Genomic DNA, 24,443 nt, shown 5'->3' with positions numbered 1-24,443 from the left:
TCACCTGCGCCACCTGCCCGAATCGGTCGACGTGGGGATCGCGAACGGGCAATCTCTGTGTCGAGGCCCAGCCCGGAGGCCGCCCGTCGCGGGCACCATCATCGGCAGGATCCGGCCGCCCGGCCGGCGGAACGAGGAGAGCGTTGTGCTGACCAGGATCGACCACGTCGGGATCGCGGTGGCTTCGCTGGCCGAGGCGATTCCGCGCTACGAGGAGGCGTTCGGCCTGAAGGTCGTGCATCAGGAGGACAACGACCGGCAGGGCGTGCGCGAGGCGATGCTGCTGGTACACGGCGGCGAGGCCGGCAACTCCTACGTCCAGCTGCTCGAGCCGCTACGCGAGGACAGCCCGGTGGGGAAGTTCCTGGCCAAGCGGGGCCCGGGCATCCACCACATCGCCTACGGCGTGGCTGACATCGACAGCGCCCTGGCCGCGCTGACCATCACCGGTTTCGATCTGGTCAACAAGACCCCGGTGCACGGCACCGCCGGCAGCCGGATCGCCTTCGTCCACCCCAAGGGGCTCGGCGGGGTGCTCACCGAGCTGGTCGAGGCCGCCGAAGGCCACTGAACGCCGACCTGTCAGGGCGTCACGGGCCCGTGCCGGGCGCGGGGCCCCCGCGTCCGGCACGGCCGGGATGACCGCCGAGCTGGTCAGCGGCGGCTCGCCGAGGCGGAGGAGGTGGCGCTCGGAATCGGGTCGAGCGGCGTCACCGAGGAGCCGTTCCACTGGTAGCGGACCGTGGCCCCGCCGGCGGTCGGGCAGCACATGGGATCGCCCGGCTTGTAGAGGTCGTACTGCAGGGCCACCACCCGGTCGGTGGACCAGATCCAGCGGATCGTCGCGCTCGCCTGAGCCAAGTCCCGGCCGACGAGGGCTCCGCGGTGGAAGAAGAACGCCCGCTGTGGGTGCCCGTCCGCGGAGGTCGAGCGCAGCCCGACGATCACGCTGAGGTCGCTGGTCTGGTCGTAGCCGCCCAGTGAGATCGGCGTGTAGCCGGCGGCGCGTACGACCGATGACGCCTTCGCCACGCTGAGCGCGGGTGCGCCTGCCGTGCTCGGCGCCGCCGAGGCGATGCCGGTAAGTCCTCCCATCAGGATGAGTGCACCAATCATCACTGAAACGGCAAGTCTGCGACGTAGAGTCATGAGACCCCCCAGGTTCCGTGTTGACCCGACCACGCTAGATGCCCTCTTCGACGCCCGCCGCCCGGGCAGGGCCTATGGGCGGTATGTCGCCCGGTTCGACCGCAATTGGCACCCGACAATCGGCACCCGGCCGGCGGCGGGCTGCCGTGGGACGCGGGTCAGCGGTCGGAGGGGGTGGCCGAGGCGCGGCCGTGGCGGCGGCGGGCAGCCCAGCCGACCGCGGCGAGCAGCCCGGGCGGGCGTTGGAAGGTGGCCAGCGTGGTGCCGGGCAGCGGCAGGCGCAGCGTGGCCACCGAGCGGGGACGGGCGAACTCGCGCAGCCCCTCGGCGCCGTGCACCCGGCCGAAGCCGCTTTCGCCGCTGCCACCGAAGGGCAGGGCGGGTATCCCCGCGAAGGAGAGCACGGCGTTGACCGACACCATGCCGGCGTCGAGTCGGCGGGCGATCTCGTCGCCGCGGCGGCGGGAGAACACCGTGGCCCCCAGCGCGTACGGGGTGCCGTTGGCGAGGGCGACGGCCTCGTCGACGTCGGCAACGACACGCACGGTGACGACGGGACCGAAGGTCTCCTCCTGCACGGCGGGGCTGTCCTCGGGGACGTCGACGAGGACGATCGGGGAGATGAACGTCTCGCCCACCGCGTCGACTCCGCCGAGCAGAGCCGTCGCGCCGCGGGCCAGCGCATCGCGGACGTGGCGGCGCACGATGGCGGCCTGGTCCGGCGTCGTCATCGCGCCGTAGGGGGCATCGGGCTCGCCACCCGGGCGCACCCCGGTCAGGACCCGGCGTAGCTCGGCGAGAAACGGCTCGGCGACCGCCGCGGTGACGTAGATCCGTTCGACGCCGGCGCAGGTCTGCCCGGCGTTCGACATCGCCCCCCAGGCGGCCGCGCGGGCGGCGGCGACCACGTCGGCGTCGTCGGCGACGATGCACGGGTCCTTGCCGCCGCACTCGATGACGACCGGGGTCAGCGACCGCGCGCAGGCCGCCATCACCTTGCGGCCGCTGGCCGGGGAACCGGTGAAAGCGATCTTGTCGGTGCCGGCGGCGCAGAGCGCGGCGCCGGTGGCACCAAACCCGGTGACCACGCCCAGCACCCCGGCGGGGGCGGCCGGGTTCGCGGCGGCGAAGGACGACGCCAGCCGGCTGCCCAACGCCGGGGTGTACTCGCTGGGCTTGAACACCACCGGGTTGCCGGCGGCGAGGGCGTACGCGATCGAGCCGACCGGGGTCAGCAGCGGGTAGTTCCACGGCCCGATCACCCCGACGACGCCGAGGGGGCGATACTCCACCCGAGCGCTGTGATTGGCCAGGAACGGGCCGGGAAGTACCCGACGCGTGCGCAGCACGCGGGCGGCGTTGCGGGCCGCCCAGCGGATGTGTTCAAGGGTGAGCAGCAGTTCGATGCGGGCGTCGGCGGCGGACTTGCCGTTCTCCGCGTGGAGCAGCTCGACGAGCTCGCCGTCGTGGCGGACGAGGTGGGCGGCCCAGCGCAGCAGGTGCTCGCGGCGCCCGGCGGCACCGAGCCCAGCCCACCAGGGTGCCGCGTCGCGGGCGGCCGCCACCGCGGCCGAAACCTGCTGCGGTGCGGACACCGGAAACCGACCCACGACCGCGCCGGTGACCGGATTCGCGGAGACGAACGTCGACCCGAACGCGTCACCGAACGTCTCGGTCGCATCAACCTCGGCGCCCGGGGGCGCATCGGCACCGGCGCCGGCGGGAGAAGTCCAGGGGTCGCTCGTGGCCGGCTGGCCAGGCACCGCAGCCGTCTCCGTCCCGGAGGCAGCCGCCTGGCCTGGCGACGTCGTCGCAGCCTGCTGCACCGCACGCCCCTCGATGGTCGTCGCGGATCCCTCCTACTAAAAGCCCCCGAGGAGAGCATAGGTCGCGCCTGCACCGAGGTCGACCGTGGCTACACGGCTACAGGAAGGAGTCCCGGTAGGCGGTGAACCATTCTCGCTGAGTCCGCTGGTCGGCCGTCTCGTCCACGCAGACGTTGCCGAACATGGTGGCCGCGGGCGGCGGGTCCAGGGCGAGGCAGTCGCGGCGCAGGTCGGCCGCGGCGTCCTCGGCGTGTTCGCGGACCTCGTCGAACCAGCCGGCGGCCACGTCGGCGGCCAGCAGCAGCCGAAGTCGGTCGATGGGGTCCCGCGCCCGCCAGCTCGCGAGCTCCGCGGCCGGCTGGTACCGGGTCGCGTCGTCCGAGGTGGTGTGGGGCGCCATCCGGTAGGTGTTGGCCTCGATGAGAACCGGGCCGCCGCCACCGCGAGCATGCTCGAGCGCCCAGGTGGTGACCGCGTGCATGGCGAGCACGTCGTTGCCGTCGACGCGCACACCCGGGAAGCCGAACCCGTCGGCGCGCCGCGCCAGCTGCATCGCCGACTGCCGCCGGGTCGGGGTGGAGATCGCCCACTGGTTGTTCTGGCAGAGGAACACCACCGGCGCACCAAAGCTTGCCGCCCAGACGAACGCCTCGTTGGCGTCGCCCTGGCTCATCGCGCCGTCGCCGAGGTAGACCAGCACGGCGCCGTCGCGGTCCGGGTCGCCGGTGCCGGCCGCGCCGTCGAACATCATGCCCATTCCGTAGCCGACGGCATGCAGGGTCTGCGAGGCGAGGACGATCGCATAGTTGGCCATGTGGTGCTTCGCCGCGTCCCAGCCGTCGTGGCTCACCCCGCGCAGCAGGCGGATGACCTCGGCGGCCGGCACCCCCAGGTGCCAGGCGACGGCGTGCTCGCGGTAGCTGGGGAAGACGAAGTCGTGCGCCCTGATCGCCGCCGCGGAACCGACCTGCGCCGCCTCCTGCCCGCGCAGCGGGATCCACAGCACCAGCTCACCCTGCCGCTGCAGGGCCGTGGCCTCCTCGTCCAGGCGGCGTGCCAGCACCATCGAGGAGTAGAACGTCCGGCACAGGTCGTGGTCAGCGAGGGCGACGAAGCGTGGGTCGGTGACCCGGGTGCCGTCCGGAGCGAGCAGCCGCACGCCGGAGTCGGCCGGCTCCGGCGGCGGGATCGACATCGCCGGTGGTACGGCGACCACCGGAACCGGTCCCGGTGGCCGCACCGGCCGCTCCGCAATCAACTCCGGCCCGCGTACGACATTCATGGCGAGTACCTCTCCCCCACCGGAAGATCGCAGGACGTCCTACGATCGGAAACCATCGAAAAAGAGCCGTATACCGGTAAGACAGTACGCGGTCCGGGATCGACGAGAACGCCGGATCACCTCACTTCATTCACGCGGTACTCCTACCCCCACCGACCGCCCGGGATTCCAAGGACGTCCGACGATCGGAAACCATCGAGCGGTAAACGGTTCGGTTGTGAACCCACCCGAAACTCAAGCGCCGTTACAACTCACACAGGTAAAGGGAATATTTCGGCTGGAACCCGACCGGTCCCGGAGCCGGACCCGGATACCCGCTCCACGGCTATCCACCCCGAGCTGACCCGACCGGTCGGTAACGCGGCGCTCGCTGCCGGTGGACGCGGGGTCCGGTCCGCTGGGCACCCGGCGCGGGGCGGCCCCGGCCCGACCCGGCGCACAATGGCGCCATGGTAGGCGAGGCGGGACGCGTCCGGGTGGTGTTGGAACGATCCGGCGGGCTGCTGGGACGGCCGGTCCGGCGGGGGCTGGACAGCGCCGACCTGCCCGAGTCGGAGGCGGTCCGGCTGCGCGAGCTGGCCCGCGGGGCGGTCGCACCGGCCGACGGGCCGGACCGGCGGGCCGGTGGTGCCGTGCCACGGGGCGGGCCGGTCGAAGGTGGGCGAGTCAGGGGCGCGGACCGGTTCGTCTACACCCTTGAAGTCGACTACATCCCGGCAGTCGACCAGCCGGGCGAGCGCGCCGTGCGGACCTTCTCCGAGCCGGTCCCGGAGGAACTCGGCCCGCTACTGGCCCTGCTGCGGGCCGCTCCCCTCCTGCCGGCCCGCGGCCGCGACGCGCCGCGCTGACCCGCACTGACCCGCACTGACCCGCACCGCCGCGCACCACCCCGCCGACCGGGCGCACCGGCGGTCGGCCGGGTGGTGACACCGGCGGCGGAAAATCATTCGCCGGGCGGCCATGAACCGGGCATCCTGAACAGGCAGAACGGAACGGAATGGCCCCGACTCGGACCGCCGGGCCGAGCCGGCAGATCCGGCCGAAGTCGGCGGCAGAGGCATGGAAGCCGAAGCATGAATTCCCCCCGACCGGGCTTCGGTGCCGATGAAGCCACCCGGGCCGGCTTGTTCCCGAGCTTCCGGTGACGAGGAACCTTCGGCGCGAGCCCCTGGTTCCGGGCCGCCCGCGAGAATCCGGGTGACCGGGTTGAATGCGTTCGGTCGGCAAGAGATGAATAGCAAGACCCCCGCCCCCTCGAGAGAAGGAACCAACCGATGAGCCCCGTCGCGACGCTCGACGCAGCGGCGCACCCGATCTGGCTGTGGACCCGGCCCGAGGAGGTCGAAAGCGCCGCGCTGGACCAGCTGCGCAATGTCGCGTCCCTGCCCTACATCCATCACCATGTCGCGGTGATGCCCGACGTGCACCTTGGCTACGGCGCCACGGTCGGCTCCGTGATCGCCCTGCGTGACGCCGTCTCCCCCGCCGCCGTCGGGGTCGACATCGGCTGCGGGATGGCCGCGGCGCGGACCAACCTCACCGCGGCCGACCTGCCCGACGACCTGGGTCCGCTGCGGGCCGCGCTGGAGGCGGCCGTCCCGGTCGGGATGACCGGCCACCGGGAGCCGACCGCGCGGGCCCGGCGTCAGGACGACCTGTGGAGCACCTACGACGCGCTGCATCCCCGCGTCGCCGGGCGGCTGGCGAAGGCGATGAACCAGCTGGGCACCCTCGGCTCGGGCAACCACTTCCTCGAGGTGTGCCTGGACACCGACGACGCTGTCTGGATCATGCTGCACTCCGGTTCGCGCAACGTCGGCAAGGAGCTCGCCGAGGGCCACATCCGCGTCGCCAAGCAGCTCGAGCACAACGCCGGCCTGGCCGACCGCGACCTCGCCGTGTTCCTCGCCGGCACCCCCGAGATGAGCGCCTACCGTCACGACCTGTACTGGGCGCAGACGTACGCGCGGCGCAACCGGGACCTGATGCTCGCCGCGGCCGTCGAGGCACTGCGCGGACCGCTGCCCGGGTTGCGGGTGCCCACCGCGGCGGCCGACGGCCCGCACGCCGGCGACCGCGACTTCGCCCTCGTCAACTGCCACCACAACTACGTCGCAGAGGAGCACCACTTCGGCGCCGATGTGCTCGTCACCCGCAAGGGCGCCATCTCCGCCCGGGAAGGGGAATACGGCATCATCCCCGGTTCGATGGGAACGAGGTCCTACCTGGTGCGCGGGCGGGGAAACCCCGACTCGTTCCATTCCGCCAGCCACGGCGCCGGCCGCACGATGAGCCGCAACCGGGCGCGGCGGACGTTCACCGTCGACGACCTCGCCGCCCAGACCCGCGGGGTCGAATGCCGCAAGGACGCCGGCGTCCTCGACGAGATCCCCGCGGCGTACAAGGACATCGACACCGTCCTCGCCCACCAGAGCGACCTCGTCGAGATCGTCGCCCAGCTGCACGCCGTGCTCTGCGTGAAGGGTTGACGGTCCTGACGGTGGCGACGGGTCAGACGTAGGCCTCGTCGACGTAGCACCAGCGCCAGTCCTCGCCCGGCTCGAAGGAGCGGACGATCGGGTGGCCGTGCTCGGCGGCGTGGGTGCTGGCGTGCCGGGACGGCGAGGAGTCGCAGCAGCCGACGTTGCCGCACGTCAGGCAGAGGCGCAGGTGGACCCAGCGACCGCCGGTGCGCAGGCATTCGCCGCAGCCCTGCGGGGTGGCCGGTTCGACGTCGCGGATCGCGGACAGGTGGGGGTCCTCGATGGTGGTCATCTCTGGCGATCCTCTCCCAGTCGGCGCGGACGCGGATGCGCACGCACGTGGTCAGCCTGCCACCGGTGCCTGTGCCCCGCGGTCACCCGCGGTTCCCGCCTGTGGCCGCGGGGGCGGTTTCGAGGTCCAGCGTGGGCGCCAGCGCGCCCTCGTGGCGCAGTAGGAACTCCTTGCGGGGCAGGCCAGCGGCGAACCCGCGCAGCGCCCCGTCGGCTCCGATGACCCGGTGGCACGGGCGCACCAGCAGCAGGGGATTGGCGCCGACGGCCGTGCCGACGGCCCGGACGTCACGGCGGTCGGCCCCGATCCGGCTGGCGAGCTGACCGTAGCTGACGGTCGTGCCGTAGGGGATGGACTCCAGCGCCCCCCATACCCGCTGCTGGAAGTCAGTCCCCCGGGTGCGCAGGGTCAGGGTGAAGGCGCGCCGCTCGCCGGCGAAGTACTCGGCGATCTGCCGGGCAGCCTCGGTGAACGGCTCCTCGGCCCGCCGCCACTGCGGCGCGATCGTCGGAGCGCCGCGCTGCTGCGGCATGGACAGCGAGGCCAGGGCGAGCCCGCCGGACGCCTGGTCCGACTCGGTGCCCACCAGCAGCAGGTCCCCCACCGGGCTGGTCAACGCCGTGTAAAGCGTCATCGGTCCCATGTCCCTTCTTCCCACGCCCATCCGGGCTGCTTCCATGTGCATGGTCAGGTCGGACGGCGCGCCGCGTGCAGCGGGGCGACCTCGGCTTGGGTCGCATCGGCGGGGGCGGCTGTCCCGGCCCACGGCGCCGCCGTGATCCACAGGTGGTGCGCGGCGTAGGACCGCCACGGCGCCCAGGCCGCGGCGGCGGTCGGGGCGGCGGTCGGGGCGGGGTGATGGTGGCGCAGCGCGGCCCGCAATGCGGCGTCCCCCGCGGGGAGGACATCCGGATCGCCGAGCCCGCGCATCCGGACGTAGTCGGCGGTCCAACGCCCGATGCCCCGCACGGTCAGCAGCGACCGTTCGGCCTCGGCGCGGTCGGCGCCCGCGTCGAGCCCGACGTCGCCGGCGGCGAGGGCGGTGGCGAGCGCGCGTACCGTCTCCCGACCGGCCGCGGGCATGTCCAGCTCGTGCAGGGACGCGTCGGCGAGCGTGTCGGCCCCCGGGAACAGCAGGGTGAGCCCCCCACTCGGAGTGGGCAGCGGTTCGCCGTACGCGGCGAGCAGGGTCTCGCCCAGGCGCCGCCCGGCGGGCACCGAGACCTGCTGGCCGAGCACCGCCCGCACGGCCAGCTCGTGCGCGTCGGTGGCCCCCGGGGCGCGCAGGCCCGGGTGGCGGGCCACGAGGGGAGCCAGGATCGGATCGACCCCGAGCCGCTCGGCGACCGCCCGCGGGTCGGCGTCCAGGTCGAACAGCCGCCGCACCCGGCTGACCGCGGCGGTCAGGTCGCGCAGGTCGCTCAGGGACAGCCGGCACTCCAGCCAGCCGGCGTCGTCGGCGCCCGGGCGCTCGGCCACCTCCGCGATGCCGTGTCCGCGCGTCAGCCGCAGCGTCCGCCGGTAGGTCCGCCGACCGCGGTCGCCGACGACCTCCTCGGCGCCGCGCAGCGCCCGGCGGGCCAGATAGTCGAACATCTCGACCGCCGCGTACGGCCGGCGGTAGCCCAGCCGGACCACCAGGCCGCCCGAGCCGGCGGGTCCCTCCTTCCCCCCGCGGGGGGAGGCGGATCGCACCGCTCGTGGTCCACGAAGATCACTTGGCGTCGCCGCGTAGACCGTTCGGATGGTGTCGTTGAACTGGCGGACGCTCGCGAAGCCGGCGGCGAAGGCCACCTCGGTGGCGGGCATGGCGGTCGCCTGCAGCAGCAGCCGCGCGGTGTGCGCACGCTGCGCCCGGGCCAGGGCGAGCGGGCCCGCCCCCACCTCGGCGGTCAGGTGCCGGTGAAGCTGGCGGGTACTGTAGCCCAGCCGGTCGGCGAGGCCGACCACGCCTTCCCGGTCGACGACACCGTCGCCGATCAGGCGCATCGCCCGCCCGACCACGTCGGCGCGGACGTTCCACTCGGCGGAGCCGGGCACCGCGTCCGGCCGGCACCGCCGGCAGGCCCGGAAGCCGGCGCCGTGCGCCGCCGCGGCCGTCGGGAAGAACCGGACGTTCGCCCGCTTCGGTGTCACCGCCGGGCAGCTCGGCCGGCAGTAGATGCCCGTGGAGGTCACGGCGGCGTAGAAGGTGCCGTCGAATCGGGCGTCCCGGCTGGCCACCGCCTCGTATCGGCCCTCGTCCGTCCGCATGCCCCCACTCTCGGTGCGATCGCCCCCGGATGCTGGCGGGAATCGGACATCGGGTCAGCGGGCCGGATCAATGCGACCTCAGACGAGCGGCTTGCGCAGGACGACGAAGTACAGGTCGGGCCGCAGCGGGCGGCCGAACCGCTCGTCGGCGTAGGGGAACGGTCGCGTCGCCGCGGTCGGGAGATATCCCTTGCGGCGGTACCAGTCGATGAGTTCGGTCCGCTGGGCGATGACCTGCATCTCCATCCACTCCGCCGACCAGGCGGTGACGGCGTGCCGTTCGGCGAGTCGCAGCAACGCCCCGCCCAATCCGGCCCCCTGCCGGGTGGGGCTGACGGCGAACATGCCGAAGTAGGCGCCCACCACGGCGGTGATCCCCGCGCCGGTCAATCCCTCGACCCCGCCCGCCTGGGCCACCAGCTCACCCGTCCGGACCATGCCGGCTTCGCCGTGCGTCGACGGCTCGATCCGACGTTCCACGTGGCAGCAGCCCACGAGGAGATCCGGAGGCTCCTCCGCGAGCAGGACCCTCCCGTGGGGGCCCGTCAGGGTGGCGTGGACCTCCTCGACATCCGTGCGATGGCCGCCGAGCAGATCCGCCTCAGTGGTCCACCCCGCCCGGCTGGACTCCCCCCGGTAGGCAGATTCGACCAGAGCGACGATCGCCGCCGCCTCGGCGGCGCTGTCGGTGGCAGGACGGAACGCCACGTTCGCGGGCTGGGGGCGGGAGACCGATCGCATTCCCCCATCCTCACAGCCCAGCGGGCGAATCCCCCGTCAGGGCGAGGGACGCCACGGTCCGTGACGGTCCGAGAGTTCGCTCGCCGCTGGTGACGGCGGCGGCCAGCCGGGGCAGCAGCGTTCCGAGAGGAGCATCGACACGCACCGTCGCCCGGCTGTCCCCGCGGGTGGGCCCCTGGTTGACGATCGCGACCGGAATACCGAGTTCCGCCGCTCGCAGAACAAATCGATATCCCGACATCACGGTCAACGACGATCCGAGGATCATCAACGCGCGGGCGCTCTCGACCAGGTCGAACGCCTGCGCCACACGAGGCCGCGGCACGGTGGCGCCGAAGAACACCACGTCCGGTTCCAAGTGATCACCGCCGCAGCCGAGACAGTCGACCATGACGAACCGGGCGACCGCCTCCTCCGAAAGGGTGACGTCACCGTCCGGGTTGGTGGGGGCCCCGGAGATGCGAAAGCCCGGGTTCGCCGAGCTCAGCCGCTCGTCGAGGTCGCGACGCGGACTCACCTCCCCGCAGTCGACGCACACCACGCGGGACAGGCTTCCATGCAGATCGATCACCTGCCGGGAACCGGCGCGCTGGTGCAGTTCGTCGACGTTCTGGGTGACGATGCCGGTGACCAGCCCCGCCTGTTCCAGCCGGGCCACCGCGCGGTGGCCCGCGTTCGGCTCGGCCCGGGCTACCTGCCGCCAGCCGGCGTGACTGCGGGCCCAGTAGCGGTGGCGGGCGCCCGGCTTCTTGGTGAACTGCTGGTAGGTCATCGGGGTGTGGCGGCGCAGAGCCCCGTTCGGACCCCGATAGTCCGGAATGCCGGAGTCGGTCGAGATGCCCGCCCCGCTCACGACGGCGACGCCGCCGGCCGCGACGAGGGCGCACAGCCGGTCGAACGCCTCGCCGTCGTTGGTCGCGTTTACTCCCACCGCTCCCATGCTGCCCGATCGCGCGGCCGCGGACCCCTTCAGACGCTGGAGTGGCCCGTTCGGCCGAGCAGACCCGGGCGTCGGCTCCGACCTCGATCACCGCAATCCACGTCGACTGGTGACCGCCAAACGCGGGTCGTACCGTTGCGCCGGGTAGACCTGTATCGAGGTGATGACCCATGAACGAGCAGGTCAGAAACATCAGCACGCCACCGCGCCGAGCGCGGGACACCCGCAGCGCCGCCTCGGCCTCCCCTGGACGGCGCTTCCCGCGCATCCCCGAAGTGGGCGACGACGCCACCCGTACGGGGCCCGAACGGCTCTCGGCGTGGGAGGCCGCGCGGGCCGCCGCCCATCCGGGCCCCGAGGCGCCCGTCTGTGGTGCGGCCGGGCAGGTCGCCGGGCCGGGAGAGACCATCGAGGCCGAGATCGTCCGGTGCCTGCCGGGCTCAGTCGCACTTGTCCGGACACCCGCCGGCACGGAGGAGATCGGTCTTGCCCTCGTCCGAGCGCACATGGGCGACACGGTGCTGGTCCATGCCGGGGAGGCGATCACCGTTCTTTGACGTCCTCCCCGCCTGAGCGGGGGATTCCAACTCCTACCCGCCCAGCGGAGGAACGGGCGACCGGTGTCGAGATTCGCGGTTCGTGGGCTCGGCCGGGCGCGACGCGCGGTCCGCCCGCGGGTGAAAGGGCTAACGATGAGGACGGTTCAGGCACCACTCGACCGGGCGGTGGCAATCGCCGACGCGACGATCTACCGGTGCGATCCGGATCAGCGCGCGCGGTTCGACAGGGGCCGGTCGGGCGGGCTCGTCGGGGTGCTGACCCCGGTGGCGTACGCCGCGCGCCATCCGGATGAGCGGGCGTACGTCCACGCGGAATGCCTGTTGGCGGCCGACCCCGACGCCGTGCTGACCACGCGGGTGCGCTGGCTGCAGATCACAACGAGAGAACAGCAGACCCTCCGGTCGGGTGGCGCCGGCGGCGGGACAGCACTCGACGCCGACGCCGACGACCAGGCCGAGTTTCTGCCGCACGAGGTCGACGAAGCTGTGACGGTCGCGGACCTGCTGGCGGTGCACTCCCAGCCAATGGCGCCTCCCCCGAGCGGAGGATGGCCGCGCGGCTGGCTGCCTCATCTGAGTGCCCCCCGACCGGCCCCCTGGGAGCCGGCCGGCGCGGCGGCGGGCGGGCGGTCGGGGGCCCACACCGTCCAGCTCAGCGCGCCGTCCGGACGCCGGGTGCGGACGGTGGATCACGGTGGCGGCGCGGCGCCGACCAGGATCACCTGGGACAGCTGGTCCGCCCGGGCGGAGCTGCGGCTCAGCGCCGGGCTGTATCCCGGTCCGCGCCCGCTGCTGCGACTGCGCGCGGAGTTGGTCAACACCTCCAGCTGGCCCTCTCAGGCCGACGAGGCCAGGGAGTGGATCCCGGCGGGCTGGACCGCCCGAACCCCCCGCCGGCGGGCGCTGCGCCACGCGTTGATCGGGGTCCACGTGGTCCTTGGGACGGATCGGGGTCGGTTCGTCTCCTTGACCGCGCCGCCCGACTGGGCCAGGGATGCAGCGCGGGACTGCGTCAACGACGGCTTGTGGCCGGCGGTGGTCGGCGGTCCCGCCGACTCCACCGCCGTACTGATCGCACCGATCCGGATCCCGGACGATCGACAACCTCCGCCATCCCGTTCCGGAGCGTGAGGGGAGCGTCCGGACACGTACGAGCGTCCGTCCGGACGCCTGCGCCGCGATCCGGCATCGAGCCCGGAGCTCGGAGCCGTTACAGCCGTGAACCCGGATCCGCCACGGTGGCGGGGTCACGATCGACGTCGGTGACAGGATCACCGCCCAGGTCGGAGGACCGGTGATGACTCACGTCGGTGACGGGATCACCGTCCACGGCGGGAGCCGGATCGCGACCCGCGGCGGGAGGCGTCGAGGGTGGTGGGTCGCTCGTCGGCGGCTGCTGGTCGGGCAGATCGGTGAAGGTGACGTCCACCTGCTGGAAGCTTTTGAACTGCTCCGCCTTGGCGTAGGAGGTGTAGGCCCGCCGGTCGGATTCGGTGAGCTCGACGTCGTCGGTGAACGGGGTCAGCAGCGCCCGCGGGAAGAGGCGGCCCGCCCGCACCGCGTTGATCTCCATGGCGAGGACCACGACGACGGCGAGGAAGTACAGCCAGGTCATCAGTCCGAGGACGAGCCCGAACAGTCCGTAGACCTGGGTGGAACCCTTGAGCTGATGGGCGATGTAGTAGCTGCCCAGGGTCTGCACAAGCTGCCAGCCCAGCGCCGCGAACACCGCCCCGGGCAGGTTCTCCCGCATCCGGACGGATCGGGCGGTCAGGACCTTGAAGGCGACGAGGATCAGGCCGGCGTTACCCGCCGTGGAGATCACTACCGCGAGCACCTGGAACCCGGCGGCCAGCCGGCCGAACGCGGAGGCCCCGGTCGTGACGCTGGAGAGCACCGTCGTCATCAGCACACCGAGGCCGAGCAGGCCGATGAGGCTGAGGCTGCGCAACCGGGCGAAGAACGGGTTCGGTCGGGACCGACGCGGCACCGCCCAGACGGTGTCCAGGGCGTTGCCGATGGCCCGGGCGACGCCGAGGCTGCCGGAGATGGCGCCGAGAACACCGACGGCGACGGCGATCCGACTGCCCTTGAGGGCCTGCACGTCGTCACGGAGCTGGTCGCCGATGATCGGAAACTGGCTGAGTGCGGAGGTCACGACCTGCTCCTGCAGGTCGTGATGGCCGTGCAGGACGAAGCCCAACCCGGTCGTGAGCAGCAGCAACAGCGGGAACAGCGACAGAAAGGCATAGAAGGTGATTAAGGCGGCGAGGTAGCCGCCCTGATCGTCGGCGAACTTGTAGATGACGGCGATGACGAAGCCGACCCCACGGTTACGTTGCTGGGCCCGGTCGATGCGGCCACCGAGCGCCATCCCGCGCCTCCCAAGGCCGTCCGCTGTCATGAGGGTCTCCCCCGTCGGGATGAGTCGCATACCTGCCGGCCTGCCGGTAATGCGCCTTGACCTGCTGGCAAGGCACCTCCCACCGCATCGCATCGCATCCGAATCGCCCCCGTGGCTGGCCCGCTCGGGTGACGCACCGGGCCGCGCGGCCGATCACCGCCCGCATCCCCGGTTCAGGCTGCGCCACAGGCGGTCCCGTCCGCCGGCTCATCATCGCGTTGACGGACGGGCTCCCATTGATCGATCACGGATTCGCGACGGTCCGCCGTCCGAAGGGAGCCCGCGGATGCGACGAGATCTCAGGGGGATCGTCTCGGGGATAGGCGTGGGCCTGCTTCACCTCGTCGTCGTCCCGCTCCGGGCCGGGTTGGGGCCGGCCCGGTCGGGGCAACGCTATCGCAGGGCGGTCATCCGCCTGTGCCGCCGGCCTCCGCGGACTCCGTGCCGCCCGAACGGGGGGGCCACCTCCGGCAACGTGAACCGACGCACGGCGGGGTTGCAGCCGGCGGCGGCGGAACCGCCTCATCTGGGCGGCCGGCCGGCCCGGCTCACCGCCCCCCGTCGCCGCCCGGCAGCTGCGGCGCGGCGCCCGGGTAGATGCCGGTCTGCTCGGAGGCGTCGATCGTGGGTTGCCGCCCGGCGTCGAAGCCGAGCTGCACGATCTGGTGCGGGATGACCAGGTCCAGCGCCCAGTCCGTGAGCACCCTGGCCCGATTGGACCCGTTGTTCAACGCGTACGCGTGGTACGCCCGGGTGACCACGACCGCCGGCAGGCCATGCAGGGTCAGCCCGAACGGGTTGGCCACGGCGTCCCGCCCACCCAGGTCGACGACGAACCCGAGGTCCCGGTGCCGGTACGGCCGGGCGGTGCCGTGACCGAGGGACGCGGCCACGTTGCGGGCGGCGGCCACGGCCTGGCGCACCGCATGCTGGGCGGTCTGGCCGGCGGGGGCGCCCGCGCGGGTCACGTCGGGCACGGCCGCGGCGTCCCCCAGCGCGAACAGGCCCTCCACCTCGGGGACGCGGAAGCAGTCGTCGACGACGAGACGCCCGTGCGTGGTGGGCAGGCCGAGGTTCGTCATGAGCGGACTGGGCGACACCCCCGCGCACCAGACCACCGTGTGGGTGTCGATCGTCTCGTGCTGGTCGGCGTGCTCCGCCTGGCCCAACCGGACGGTGCGCTCGGTGACCTCGTTCACCGACGTCCGCAGCCGCAGCTCGACGCCGCGGGCGGTGAGCACCTCGGCGGCCCGGTGGCCGAGCGGCGGCGCAAGTTCGTGCAGCAGGCTCGGCGCGTGGTCGACGAGCACCCAGCGGACCTCGTCGGCGCGCACCCGCGGGTAGTTCGCCACCGCGCGCCGGCTGAAGCGGGTCATCTGCGCGGCGAGCTCCGTACCCGTGTAGCCGCCACCGACGATCACGAAGGTGCACAGGGCGCGCCGGCCGGCATCGTCCGTGGTGGCGTCCGCCCGCTCGAACTGCCGCAGCACGTGGTCACGCAGGTGGACGGCCTCGGCGAGGTTCTTCAGGCCGATCGCGTGCTCGCGCACGCCCGGGATGTCGAAGGTCCGCGTGACGGAGCCGGGGGCCAGCACGAGCCGATCCCAGTCCAGCTCGTCGACCGTGCCGTCGTTGCCGCGGACGGTCACCGTGCGGGCCTGGGTGTCAACCGCCACCGCATGACCGAGGCGCAGCACGGTGCGGCGCAGTGCTCCCCGGGTGGCCACCGCCAGGTGCCGCGGCTCCACCGAACTCGCGCAGACCTGCGGCATCAGGGAGGTGTAGAGCAGGTGGTCCACCGGGGAGACGACGGTGAGCCCCGCCGCCGATGCCGGCAGCAGGCTCTCCAGCCGCCGCAGCAGCCGCAGGCCGGCGAACCCGCTACCCACCACGACCACACGTGACGCGCCCCCCTCCGCGGCGGATCCTGCGGCACCGGAGGCAGGAGCCGGACGATCAGCTGCCCGGCCGGCGCGCAGGAACCGACGCAGGGGCACCGGCAATGACGTTGATCCCGGCACGTTCCACCTCCGGAGGGCCGCACACGGCGGCAGCGCGTCGCAGCGACTGGGTGCGAGCGGGCACAGGGCCATGCGGAACGCACCAGTCGTCCCACCCTGCGCGCAGGAGCGATGGCCGGACGACTGTCACCGCAGCGGCCTCTTACTTCACTCGCCCAGCTCTCATGATCGCAAAGACGCCAGATTCGTCAACAACGTTGATTATCTTGAGTCGGCTCGTGCTTCCGCTACGCGGCGGGGGGTCGTCCCGTCCATCCTGGCGGGTGAGGTTCTCGAAGATGTGGTGCGGGTGCAGCATAACGCCGCGGCGGACACACGGGACGGACAAGATGATGCCTGTGGCCGAGATTCAGTTGCTTGCCGTCTATGAAGACAAGATCGAGGTGGAATACAGCCGGTTCATGGTGAAGGACGAGGGGTTGGCGTGGATTGGGGAGCCAGGAGTTCCCGGTCCCCAGCTCCCGCTCCTCGTGGTTTCCGGTCTTGTCAGCGCTGGAAGCGGAAGAGCAAGAGAGTCGTTTTTTCCTGCGCGCAGGGGCGTGGGGGAAATGCTGAGATGCTCAATGAGATGCTCAATCAGAAGCAGTCCGAGAGACAGGGGTGATCGAGCGAGCGAGCCGGATGAGGGTATACCGGCGGAGGATGGTTTACCGGCGGGCCGGCGTCGACGTTGGGTTCGTTTCGCCGGAGCCGGTCTGGGTGGTGTGGCCGTGCTCGTTCTGGGTGCCCTGGCCGCTGTGAACGGCGTCGGCGTCAACGCCGGGGCGGATTTTGACCTTGTCACGACGTCCAGGGCCTCCGTCCCCCCGTTGGCCCCGTTGGCTACTGCCGCCTCGGCTATCCCGGCCGCCCCGCCCATCCCGCCGGACACTGCAGCGCCGGACACGGCTGGCGGGCCTGACCCGCGACCGGGATCTTGAAGGCGCTGTTCTCGACTTCGTGGCCAGGGCGGAGACTCGCATGCCCGCCGACATTGTGATCCCCAGCAGCCTCCGGTCCGCGTTCTACCATCAGCCCGGCGTCGAGGATCCCAACGGGAGACTTCTCCTCCTACGCGGCGCGCTCACCAATCGTGCGCGCACCGAACGGGACACGGTGCTGCGGAACATGCTGCTGGCAGCGTCGCGCAGCCAGCAGGGCACGCCCATCGAACTCGACCTCGAGACCGGCGAGCGGGGCGTGTGCATTCAGGTTCTCTACCCGACGGGCGCTGTCGTACCGTCGCGCATCTGGCTGTCCACTGACACGTTCGGTTATCTCGAACCAGCGACCCCCGTTGACGGGCCCGTTGTGCCGCCGACCGCCGCGGCACTGGCCGACCTTCTCCGGAAACTGCTGCCGGACCTGCCGTAACGATCGATCAGCCGTCTGTCTGTCAACAGAGTCGGCCTCGTACCGGGCCCGCAGGAGAAATAATCACCAGGACACCGTCCCTGCGTCGTCGAAGAACCCGCCGGTCGGACCGTCGTCGGTCAGGGTCGCGAGTCGGATCGCGATCGCCGCGCCCTGCTGCGGGGTACGGACGCCGCGGAAGCCGTTGAGGTCGGTCGCGGTGTATCCGGGGCACGCCGCGTTGATCAGAATGTTCGTGTCGTGCAGTTCCTTGGCGTATTGGACGGTGACAGCGTTGAGGAACGTCTTGGACGGCGCGTACGCGACGCCGATAGGACCCGTTTCGGCCTCGCGGCGCTGCTCATCTCGGGCGCCGACCCCGACCCGCCAACCGAGGGCGCCCAGGCCGGCCGCGATCTCGTACCCGATGCCCTTGTTCGCGTCGGTCACCAGCGCGATCGTCTGTTCACTCACAGGGTCGATCCTGTCCCGGGCCGCAGCGGCCTTCCAACACCGACTGGGTGGGCAGCGATACCGCACGGGTATCGATCCCGGGTGGGGTTTGAGTATCGTGACGGCGTGGAGACGCGGGAGCTGCGGTACTTCGTCGCCGTCGCCGAGGAGCTGCACTTCGGGCGGGCCGCGCAACGGCTCGGGATCGCGCAGCCCCCGCTGTCGCGGGCGATCCGCCAGCTCGAACGGCGCCTCGGGGCGGCGCTGCTGGAACGCACCAGCCGCACCGTCACCCTGACCGACGCCGGGTCGGTGCTCCTGCGGGAGGGCCGGGCGGCGCTGGACGCGGTCGAGGCCGCCGAGCGGCGCGCCCGCCGCGCCGCCCTCGCCGCGACCGGCCACGCCGGCGTGGTCCTCGCCGCGAAGGCCGGCGCGTCCAGCGAACTGCTGGCGAAACTGCTCGACGCCTACGCCGCCGAACCCGATGCGGTCACCGTCGATGTGCTCCTGTGCGGGATCGGCGAGCAGGAACGACTGCTGCGCGACGGGCGGGCCGACGTGGCTCTGCTGCACCGGCCGTTCGACACGACGGCCGGGTTCGACACCGAGGAGCTCCGCACCGACGGACAGGTCGCGGTTCTGCCTGCCGGCCATCCCCTCACCGGCCGGACCCACGTGCAGATGGCCGAGGTCACCGCGCTGCCCGGCCTGCCGATGCCGCGCTGGCCTGGCCTCGACGGTACGTACCCGGACGGCCCCGGCCCGCAGGTTCGGGAGCATGCGCAGTTGTTGCAGCTGATCGCGCTCGGCCGCGCTTGCGCGATCCTGCCGGACTCGTGCCGGGCCCAACTGGGCGGCGACCTCGCCGCCGTGCCGGTGCTGGACGCGCCGACGGTCACGACGGTCATCGCGTGGCCACCGCACAGCCGCTCCAGAGCCGTCGCCGGCCTCGTTCAGACCGCGACGCGTCTCTAGCCAAACTCGGCTCGCCAGGATGCCGATCCGGCACCGCCGCGACGATCCATCCCCTTCAGCGGCCTGCCGCACCGGCACCGAACTGGTGGCACTGGTGGACTACTGTTTCCTGCCGGCGATGTAGCCCTGGTCCGTCTCCCCGTACTGGTGCCCACCGGCGCTGTAGATCAGGTTGGCCCAGACGTTGGTGCCTGTGAAGCTCTCCGAGCACCAGGCGCCTCCCGGGGCGGAGCCGATAGTGCCGGTCTGACCGAGGTCCGCGCCGTCCCGGACAGTACCGACCTGGCCCAGGACGGCGTACTTGCCGTTCGACCGCAGGTTACGGAACTGCACGACGAACTGGCTCAGGGACGGGCCCACCGACCTTGCCCATATGACGATCTCAGCCGCGCCGTCCTGCTGGCCGTTTTCATCCTGGGGATAGCGGACCGAATCGTTCGTGACCGACGAGTCGACCGGGACGATCTGCCACCCAGGCAGGTTCTGACTGCAGAAGCCCTGGGATGCGGATGCAGGCGAGGCGCCCGCAAAGGTCAGGACTGACGCCGCCACCCCCACCAGGGCGACGACCAACAGCCGGCGTAGACGCATGGACGCTCCTCACAGCGAGAACTGACGCGCAAACGGTCGGCTTGTCGAAACTACCGGCGCACCGCCATCTTTCGTGTAAATGGGGTGAGCGTCAAGCTCTTTAAAAACCTCAAGACCCTACGGGCGGGTCGGCGTCAGGTTCCGCGTGGCTGCCGTAAACCCGGACGACAGTCCGATGTGCTCCCGTGAAGTTCTGACCGGGAAAAGGATTCAGAATACGGGAAAAAACTCCCGGCAGGTATCCACCTGTCTGCTACCCGACATCTTCTTGCCGCCCGCCGCCGGGCCGCAGCGCCGACGCTACTGTTCTTGAGCCCGGCAACCTGCCGATGTGGTTCTCGATAACGGTCGGTATCACGAGACAAGCGCCGGCAGGTGGGGCCTGCGGCGCACTGACAGGCCCGCAGAAATCAAAGACCGAACAGTGTCATCTGCAATAAGATTCACTACATGCAGGCAACCTCCTGGATATTTTTCCGTCCGGCCCGTTCCTGGCCGATGTAGGGAGTCAGTCTGCGAGCAAGGTAGTGACCGACTCTCGGACGCCTGGACGGGTGCAGGTTCAGCGTGTCGAGGTCCTCGGCCGCGACGAAGCGTGCTTCCTTCACTTCACCGCCGTCCGCCAGCAGCGTCCCGCCGGTGATCCGTGCTTCAAAGCAGATGGCGAACTGCTGCCGTATCTCCCCATCGTCGTAGGCGATCACGTGGCGTGGGTCGGTGTAGGTCTCCAGGATGCCGATGATCTCGACTGTCAGCCCGGTCTCTTCTCCGGCCTCTCGCGCTGTTACTTCGGGCGGGCGTGCCCGGCGCCCTCGACCGACTGGAGGAAAAGGGCCACGCCCGTTCTCCCAACCGGCGCAGTTTGCCCAACGAGGGGGCCCAGTAGCGGCGCACGGTCCCGGTGGACAGGCCGAGCCTGGCGGCAGCGTCCGCGACGGACCTGATCCGGACCGCGGCGCGCCGGGTGGGGGTGAGGGTCACTGGCTCTGTCCTGCCGCGAACCGTCCCAGTCGCTCTCCGGCAGCCTCAACCGCCCACGCGGGCGGCTCCGGTTCCGGTAGCGCCGTCAGGTCCGGCCGTGGCGACGGCCCGCGTTGGTTCGTCGGCGCGTTCGAGGGGGGCAACCTCGAGCGCAACACCTTGTGCGCCTGCGCCGTCCTGGTGCCAGAACCGGCACCAAAGCAGGACGAGCACCTGCAACGGGGACACGTTGCCGCTACTGATAAGCGGGTTCCGCCCGGCGGTGCCCACGATCCACGTTCTACGACGCGTAGAATCCGGCGGGTGCGACGACAGATGCAGACGGTTTACGCGCGTCGCGGCGGCTGTCGGCGGGGCAGGATCACCGCCGCGGTCGGCGTCGTCGCCGCGATCCTGCCGGCGCTGCTGCTGGCCCTGGCGGCACCCGCCGCGGCGCACTCCCGGCTCGTGGCCACCACACCGGCCGCGGACAGCGTGCTGCCCACCGCGCCGGGTGAGATCACCCTGACCTTCAACGAGTCCGTCTCGTCCCGCTACACCCACGTCGCCGTGACCCGCACCGACGGCACCAGTGTGGTCATCGGCGCCACGGTGGTCGAGGGCGCCACCGTGCGCCAACCGCTCGCCGCGCTGGCCGACGGGCGCTACACGGTCTCCTACCAGGCCGTGTCCGAGGACGGCCATCCCGTCGGCGGGACGTTCGCGTTTACCGTCGCGGGACGGGCGAGCCCCTCGGCCGACACCTCCGGCACCGCGCCGCCCGCCACGACCTCGCCGGGCGCCACGACCTCGCCGGGCACGGAGGCCGCCCCCGCCCCCGCCGGATCCACCGCGGCCACCGCGGCCACCGGCGCGGATGATGGGGACGGCGGGGGTACCGGCTGGATCGTCGTCGTCGTGATCGCCGCCGTCGTCGTCCTCGCCGGCGGCGGCCTGCTCGTCATCCTGCGCCGACGTCAACCCGGAGCGCGCTGACCATGGACTCCTCCCCCTCGACGGGCACGCCCGCCCCGGCCGACCCTCCCGGCTCCCCGGAGGTCCTCCCGTCGGGGGGCGTCTCCCCGGCGCCGACGTCCGCCCGGCCGACGTCCGCCCGGCCACCGGGGGCGGCCGTCCGCGCGCTGCCCGTCGCGGTGCTGGCCGGGTGCGCCGTGCTGGCCCTGGTCGTCGGCTTCGGCCCGGGTCCGCTCCGGCTGCCAGGGCTGCCCTCGTCCGGCGAAGGCACCTACTGGGCGTTGCCGTTCGCCCGGCTGGTGGGTCGGGTCGCCTCGGTCGCCACGCTCGGCTGGCTGCTCGCCGCCGCGGTCCTGCTGCCGGCGCAGCGCACCCCCGCGCGCCGCGACCGTGAGCCGCCCGGTGCGGACGCGACGACAGCGCACGCAGGCGGCGCGCGGGCAGCCGCCCTGCCGGACCGCGCGGCCGATTCCCGCCAGCGGCCGTTGACGTCGACCGCGCGCCGCTGCGGGCGGTACGCGGCCGACGCCGCGGTGGTGTGGGTGCTCGCCACGCTCGCGGAGCTGGTGTTCACCCTGTCCGACGTCTCCGCGCAGCCGGCCGGGGACGTGCTCGACCTGCGCGCGCTGCGGTCGTTCGTCGCCTCGACCGAGCAGGGCCGCGCCCTGCTCACCGTCGCGGTGCTCGCCGCCGTGGTGGCGATCGTCGGCCGCACGGTGACGACGACGACCGCGGCCGGTGCGCTGCTCGCCGTCGCCGCCATCGGACTGCTGCCGCCGGTCTTCGCCGGGCACGCCGCCAGTTCCGGTGACCATGCGATCGCGGTGGTGGCGCTCGCCGTGCACATTCTCGCCGCGTCGGCGTGGGTGGGCGGGCTGCTCGGCCTGCTGTCCGCCGTGCGGCTGCCCGCCGGTTCCTTTGGCCCGGCGCTGCGGCGTCACAGCCGGTTCGCCGCCGGCGCGGCGATCGTCACCGCGGTCAGCGGGATCGGTGGGGCCGCGTTGCGCCTCGGCGGCTTCTCGCCGCTGTGGGAGACCCGTTACGGCCTGCTCGTCACGCTCAAGGCCGTGGGCCTGATCGCCGCGGTCGTGCTCGGCGGCCTGCTGCGCCGCCGGGTCGTCGCCCGGCTGACCGCGGCCACGCCGACAACGGCGGCGGCAGCAGGAACAGCGGGGGCAGCAGGCACGGCGGGGGCGGTCGGTCGGTTCATTCGTCTGGCGGGCGTGGAACTGACCGTGCTGACGGCCACGCTGGGACTGGCCGTGGGGCTGTCCCGCACGGCGCCGCCAGTGAACGACGCCCTCGTGTCCGCCGACCCGACCCGGGCAATGCTCGGCTACCCGATGCCGCCGCCGGTGACCGCCGTCCGGCTGGCCGCCGACTGGCGGATCGACTGGGTGTTCCTCGCCGCGTCGGTGGTCGCCGCCGGCATGTACCTCGCCGGGGTGCGCCGGCTGCACGTCCGGGGCATTCGCTGGCCGGTCGGACGCACCATCGCCTGGCTGTGCGGTCTGGCCGTCGTCGTCTTCGCCACTTCCAGCGGGCTCGGGCGCTACGGGCCCGTCCTGCTCAGCGTGCACATGACCCAGCACATGCTGCTGAGCATGCTCGCGCCGATCCCCCTCGTCCTCGGCGCGCCGATGACCCTGGCACTGCGGGCGATGCGCCCCGCGCGGGCCCCGCATCGCAGCGGGCCGCGGGAATGGCTGGTGGCGCTGCTGCATTCGTGGCCGGTACGGGTGCTGACCCATCCGGCGCTGGTGACGGTGAACTTCATCGGCAGTCTGTACGTGTTGTACCTGACATCGCTGCTGACCACGCTGATGCGCAACCACCTCGGTCACCTGTACATGAACGTGCATTTTCTCGCGGTCGGCGTGCTGTTCTTCGAGCTGCTCATCGGAATCGACCCGCTGCCGCGGCGGCTGCCGCATCCGGGGCGGATCCTGATGCTGATATCCGTCGTACCGTTCCACACCTTCCTCGGCCTGGCGATCATGGCTGAATCGTCGCTGCTCGGCGCCGACTGGTATGGCCGGCTGGTGCGGCCCTGGGGGGTGAGCGCGCTCAGCGACCAGCGCACCGCCGGCGCCATCGTCTGGTCGTTCGGGGAGCTGCCGACGTTCGTCGTGCTCATCGTGCTGTCCATCCAGTGGTCGCGGCTCGACGAGCGGCGCACCCGCAACCGAGAACGCCGGATCGCCGCCGCCGGTGACGTCGACGCCGAACTCGACGCCTACAACACCTACCTCGCCGGTCTCGCCGACGGCCCGGCCCGGCGTCGTACCGCGGCGGCGACCGGCCCGGCGGTCACGACCGGCGTGCTGACCGGCAGCGGGCCGGCGGGACCGCCCACGCCTCCCGTGCCCCGACGGGCAGCGGACGACGATGTCGCCTTCGGCGGGCGCGCATCGGCCGGCGACGACGACTGAAAGCGATTACCTGGCGTCACCTCGACCGGCCTTCGCCACCGTCATGCGGTCCGCCGATTTACGCCGACGGAATATCGATCGAAAAGTATAATCAACCTCCTGAGAAGGTGCGAGTTATTCACCCTCAAGGGTGGGTCCTGATGTGATGTCTTCGCCATCTACGCGATGCGTGCGGGCATTCCTCGTTACGATCTCTCAGGCGAACTGAAATCTGTCGCCATCCACGCATGCCGTCGCGCGGCGGCCGCGACGGAGGAGCAGCCAGGTGTCACAACCACCCCGCGAGCCTGGCCCACTGCGCCGCCGAGCAGCGCAGCAGCAGGAATGTGCGCCGCGGCGGGGAAGGGGTCGGGCACGGTGGTCAGGCCGGCTCCGGCCCGGCCCGCACGGGGCGAAGCGTGACGGATTCGCCGTGTTCCTGCGGGCGGAGACCACCGGCGGTCTGCTGCTCGTCGGCGCGACGGTGGTCGCCCTGATCTGGGCGAACGCCGCGCCCGGCGCCTACCACGCGGTGTGGTCCGCCCCGGCCGGATTCGGCCCGTCCTGGCTGCACCTCGACCACCTGCGCGTCACCGACTGGGTCGCCGACGGCCTGCTCGCGGGCTTCTTCTTCGTCGTCGGCCTGGAACTCAAACAGGAACTCACCGTCGGCGGCCTCGCCGACCGGCGCAGCGCCACCCTGCCCGTCGCCGCCGCCGCCGGCGGCATGATCGCCCCCGCCCTGGTCTGCCTCGCCCTCACCCACCACACCCCCGGCGGCGGACACGCCTGGGC

23 protein-coding genes are annotated in these 24,443 nt (G+C 72.1%); 10 read left to right on the top strand and 13 right to left on the bottom strand.

Annotated elements, in window-relative coordinates; all coding sequences use genetic code 11:
* The first annotated feature begins 145 nt into the window (after positions 1 to 145).
* On the top strand, positions 146 to 571 hold the full coding sequence (gene mce, locus NBZ83_RS10625) for a methylmalonyl-CoA epimerase (protein WP_261568596.1): 426 nt from the start codon (positions 146 to 148) through the stop codon (positions 569 to 571).
* 83 nt (positions 572 to 654) lie between these two features.
* On the opposite strand, the gene NBZ83_RS10620 is transcribed toward mce, so the two are convergent.
* From NBZ83_RS10620 to NBZ83_RS10610, 3 genes are all read right to left on the bottom strand, one after another.
* Positions 655 to 1,116, bottom strand: coding sequence for an LppP/LprE family lipoprotein (locus NBZ83_RS10620; RefSeq protein WP_308203353.1), 462 nt, complete (start codon positions 1,114 to 1,116; stop codon positions 655 to 657).
* A 191-nt stretch (positions 1,117 to 1,307) separates the two neighbouring features.
* Complete coding sequence (locus tag NBZ83_RS10615) at positions 1,308 to 2,912, bottom strand: aldehyde dehydrogenase family protein (protein WP_261568598.1); 1,605 nt, start codon at positions 2,910 to 2,912, stop codon at positions 1,308 to 1,310.
* A gap of 160 nt (positions 2,913 to 3,072) precedes the next feature.
* Positions 3,073 to 4,257, bottom strand: a complete 1,185-nt coding sequence (locus NBZ83_RS10610) for a thiamine pyrophosphate-dependent enzyme (RefSeq protein ID WP_368861830.1) — start codon at positions 4,255 to 4,257, stop codon at positions 3,073 to 3,075.
* 449 nt (positions 4,258 to 4,706) lie between these two features.
* Between NBZ83_RS10610 and NBZ83_RS10605 the strand changes: the two genes are divergently transcribed.
* Together NBZ83_RS10605 and NBZ83_RS10600 are read left to right on the top strand one after the other, a co-directional pair.
* Positions 4,707 to 5,105 (top strand): protealysin inhibitor emfourin, encoded by a 399-nt coding sequence (locus tag NBZ83_RS10605; RefSeq protein ID WP_261568599.1) that lies wholly within the window; start codon positions 4,707 to 4,709, stop codon positions 5,103 to 5,105.
* A 426-nt stretch (positions 5,106 to 5,531) separates the two neighbouring features.
* Positions 5,532 to 6,746 carry an RtcB family protein gene (locus NBZ83_RS10600; protein WP_261574871.1) on the top strand — a complete coding sequence of 405 codons (1,215 nt, stop codon included), beginning with the start codon at positions 5,532 to 5,534 and terminating at the stop codon, positions 6,744 to 6,746.
* A 22-nt stretch (positions 6,747 to 6,768) separates the two neighbouring features.
* Here the strand turns inward: NBZ83_RS10600 and NBZ83_RS10595 are convergent, their stop codons facing one another.
* From NBZ83_RS10595 to NBZ83_RS10575, 5 genes are all read right to left on the bottom strand, one after another.
* Entirely contained in the window at positions 6,769 to 7,032 is a 264-nt protein-coding gene (locus NBZ83_RS10595) for a UBP-type zinc finger domain-containing protein (protein WP_261568601.1), read from the bottom strand.
* Positions 7,033 to 7,114: 82 nt separating this feature from the next.
* Positions 7,115 to 7,666: a methylated-DNA--[protein]-cysteine S-methyltransferase gene (locus NBZ83_RS10590; protein WP_261568602.1), complete on the bottom strand. Its 552-nt coding sequence runs from the start codon at positions 7,664 to 7,666 to the stop codon at positions 7,115 to 7,117.
* A 53-nt stretch (positions 7,667 to 7,719) separates the two neighbouring features.
* Positions 7,720 to 9,285: an AlkA N-terminal domain-containing protein gene (locus tag NBZ83_RS10585; RefSeq protein ID WP_261568603.1), complete on the bottom strand. Its 1,566-nt coding sequence runs from the start codon at positions 9,283 to 9,285 to the stop codon at positions 7,720 to 7,722.
* A 78-nt stretch (positions 9,286 to 9,363) separates the two neighbouring features.
* On the bottom strand, positions 9,364 to 10,026 hold the full coding sequence (locus tag NBZ83_RS10580) for a GNAT family N-acetyltransferase (RefSeq protein WP_261568604.1): 663 nt from the start codon (positions 10,024 to 10,026) through the stop codon (positions 9,364 to 9,366).
* 10 nt (positions 10,027 to 10,036) lie between these two features.
* A complete protein-coding gene (locus NBZ83_RS10575) occupies positions 10,037 to 10,966 on the bottom strand; it encodes an NAD-dependent protein deacetylase (protein ID WP_261568605.1) in 930 nt (309 codons plus the stop codon).
* 170 nt (positions 10,967 to 11,136) lie between these two features.
* Here NBZ83_RS10575 and NBZ83_RS10570 point away from each other — a divergent pair, with 170 nt between their 5' ends.
* Positions 11,137 to 11,523 (top strand): HypC/HybG/HupF family hydrogenase formation chaperone, encoded by a 387-nt coding sequence (locus NBZ83_RS10570; protein WP_261568606.1) that lies wholly within the window; start codon positions 11,137 to 11,139, stop codon positions 11,521 to 11,523.
* 135 nt (positions 11,524 to 11,658) lie between these two features.
* Positions 11,659 to 12,657, top strand: coding sequence for a hypothetical protein (locus NBZ83_RS10565; RefSeq protein ID WP_261568607.1), 999 nt, complete (start codon positions 11,659 to 11,661; stop codon positions 12,655 to 12,657).
* Positions 12,658 to 12,736: 79 nt separating this feature from the next.
* On the opposite strand, the gene NBZ83_RS10560 is transcribed toward NBZ83_RS10565, so the two are convergent.
* Positions 12,737 to 13,930 (bottom strand): YihY/virulence factor BrkB family protein, encoded by a 1,194-nt coding sequence (locus NBZ83_RS10560; protein WP_261574870.1) that lies wholly within the window; start codon positions 13,928 to 13,930, stop codon positions 12,737 to 12,739.
* 548 nt (positions 13,931 to 14,478) lie between these two features.
* The gene (locus NBZ83_RS10555; RefSeq protein ID WP_261574869.1) at positions 14,479 to 15,828 is read right to left on the bottom strand and encodes an NAD(P)/FAD-dependent oxidoreductase; all 1,350 of its coding nucleotides are present in this window, start codon (positions 15,826 to 15,828) and stop codon (positions 14,479 to 14,481) included.
* A gap of 1,083 nt (positions 15,829 to 16,911) precedes the next feature.
* Between NBZ83_RS10555 and NBZ83_RS10550 the strand changes: the two genes are divergently transcribed.
* On the top strand, positions 16,912 to 17,304 hold the full coding sequence (locus NBZ83_RS10550; protein WP_261574868.1) for a hypothetical protein: 393 nt from the start codon (positions 16,912 to 16,914) through the stop codon (positions 17,302 to 17,304).
* 63 nt (positions 17,305 to 17,367) lie between these two features.
* Here NBZ83_RS10550 and NBZ83_RS10545 read toward each other — a convergent pair whose 3' ends face one another.
* Positions 17,368 to 17,757, bottom strand: coding sequence for an SDR family NAD(P)-dependent oxidoreductase (locus NBZ83_RS10545; RefSeq protein WP_261574867.1), 390 nt, complete (start codon positions 17,755 to 17,757; stop codon positions 17,368 to 17,370).
* Between the two features lie 105 nt (positions 17,758 to 17,862).
* On the opposite strand from NBZ83_RS10545, the gene NBZ83_RS10540 reads away from it, so the two are divergent.
* A complete protein-coding gene (locus NBZ83_RS10540; RefSeq protein WP_261574874.1) occupies positions 17,863 to 18,711 on the top strand; it encodes a LysR family transcriptional regulator in 849 nt (282 codons plus the stop codon).
* 99 nt (positions 18,712 to 18,810) lie between these two features.
* Here the strand turns inward: NBZ83_RS10540 and NBZ83_RS10535 are convergent, their stop codons facing one another.
* Both NBZ83_RS10535 and NBZ83_RS10530 read right to left on the bottom strand, forming a co-directional pair.
* On the bottom strand, positions 18,811 to 19,302 hold the full coding sequence (locus NBZ83_RS10535) for a hypothetical protein (RefSeq protein WP_261568612.1): 492 nt from the start codon (positions 19,300 to 19,302) through the stop codon (positions 18,811 to 18,813).
* 446 nt (positions 19,303 to 19,748) lie between these two features.
* Complete coding sequence (locus NBZ83_RS10530; RefSeq protein ID WP_261574873.1) at positions 19,749 to 20,228, bottom strand: NUDIX domain-containing protein; 480 nt, start codon at positions 20,226 to 20,228, stop codon at positions 19,749 to 19,751.
* Positions 20,229 to 20,586: 358 nt separating this feature from the next.
* Between NBZ83_RS10530 and NBZ83_RS10525 the strand changes: the two genes are divergently transcribed.
* The 3 genes from NBZ83_RS10525 to NBZ83_RS10515 form a co-directional block, all read left to right on the top strand.
* The gene (locus NBZ83_RS10525) at positions 20,587 to 21,258 is read left to right on the top strand and encodes a copper resistance CopC family protein (RefSeq protein ID WP_261574866.1); all 672 of its coding nucleotides are present in this window, start codon (positions 20,587 to 20,589) and stop codon (positions 21,256 to 21,258) included.
* A gap of 2 nt (positions 21,259 to 21,260) precedes the next feature.
* Positions 21,261 to 23,669 (top strand): bifunctional copper resistance protein CopD/cytochrome c oxidase assembly protein, encoded by a 2,409-nt coding sequence (locus tag NBZ83_RS10520; protein ID WP_261574865.1) that lies wholly within the window; start codon positions 21,261 to 21,263, stop codon positions 23,667 to 23,669.
* 412 nt (positions 23,670 to 24,081) lie between these two features.
* Positions 24,082 to 24,443 (top strand): Na+/H+ antiporter NhaA (locus NBZ83_RS10515; protein ID WP_261574864.1); only part of this gene is annotated, 362 nt, incomplete at its 3' end.

The organism is Frankia gtarii (assembly GCF_025403375.1).
Lineage (GTDB): Bacteria > Actinomycetota > Actinomycetes > Frankiales > Frankiaceae > Frankia > Frankia gtarii.
The sequence above is the reverse complement of the archived record's forward strand: the minus strand, read 5'-3'. Positions and strand labels throughout refer to the sequence as shown.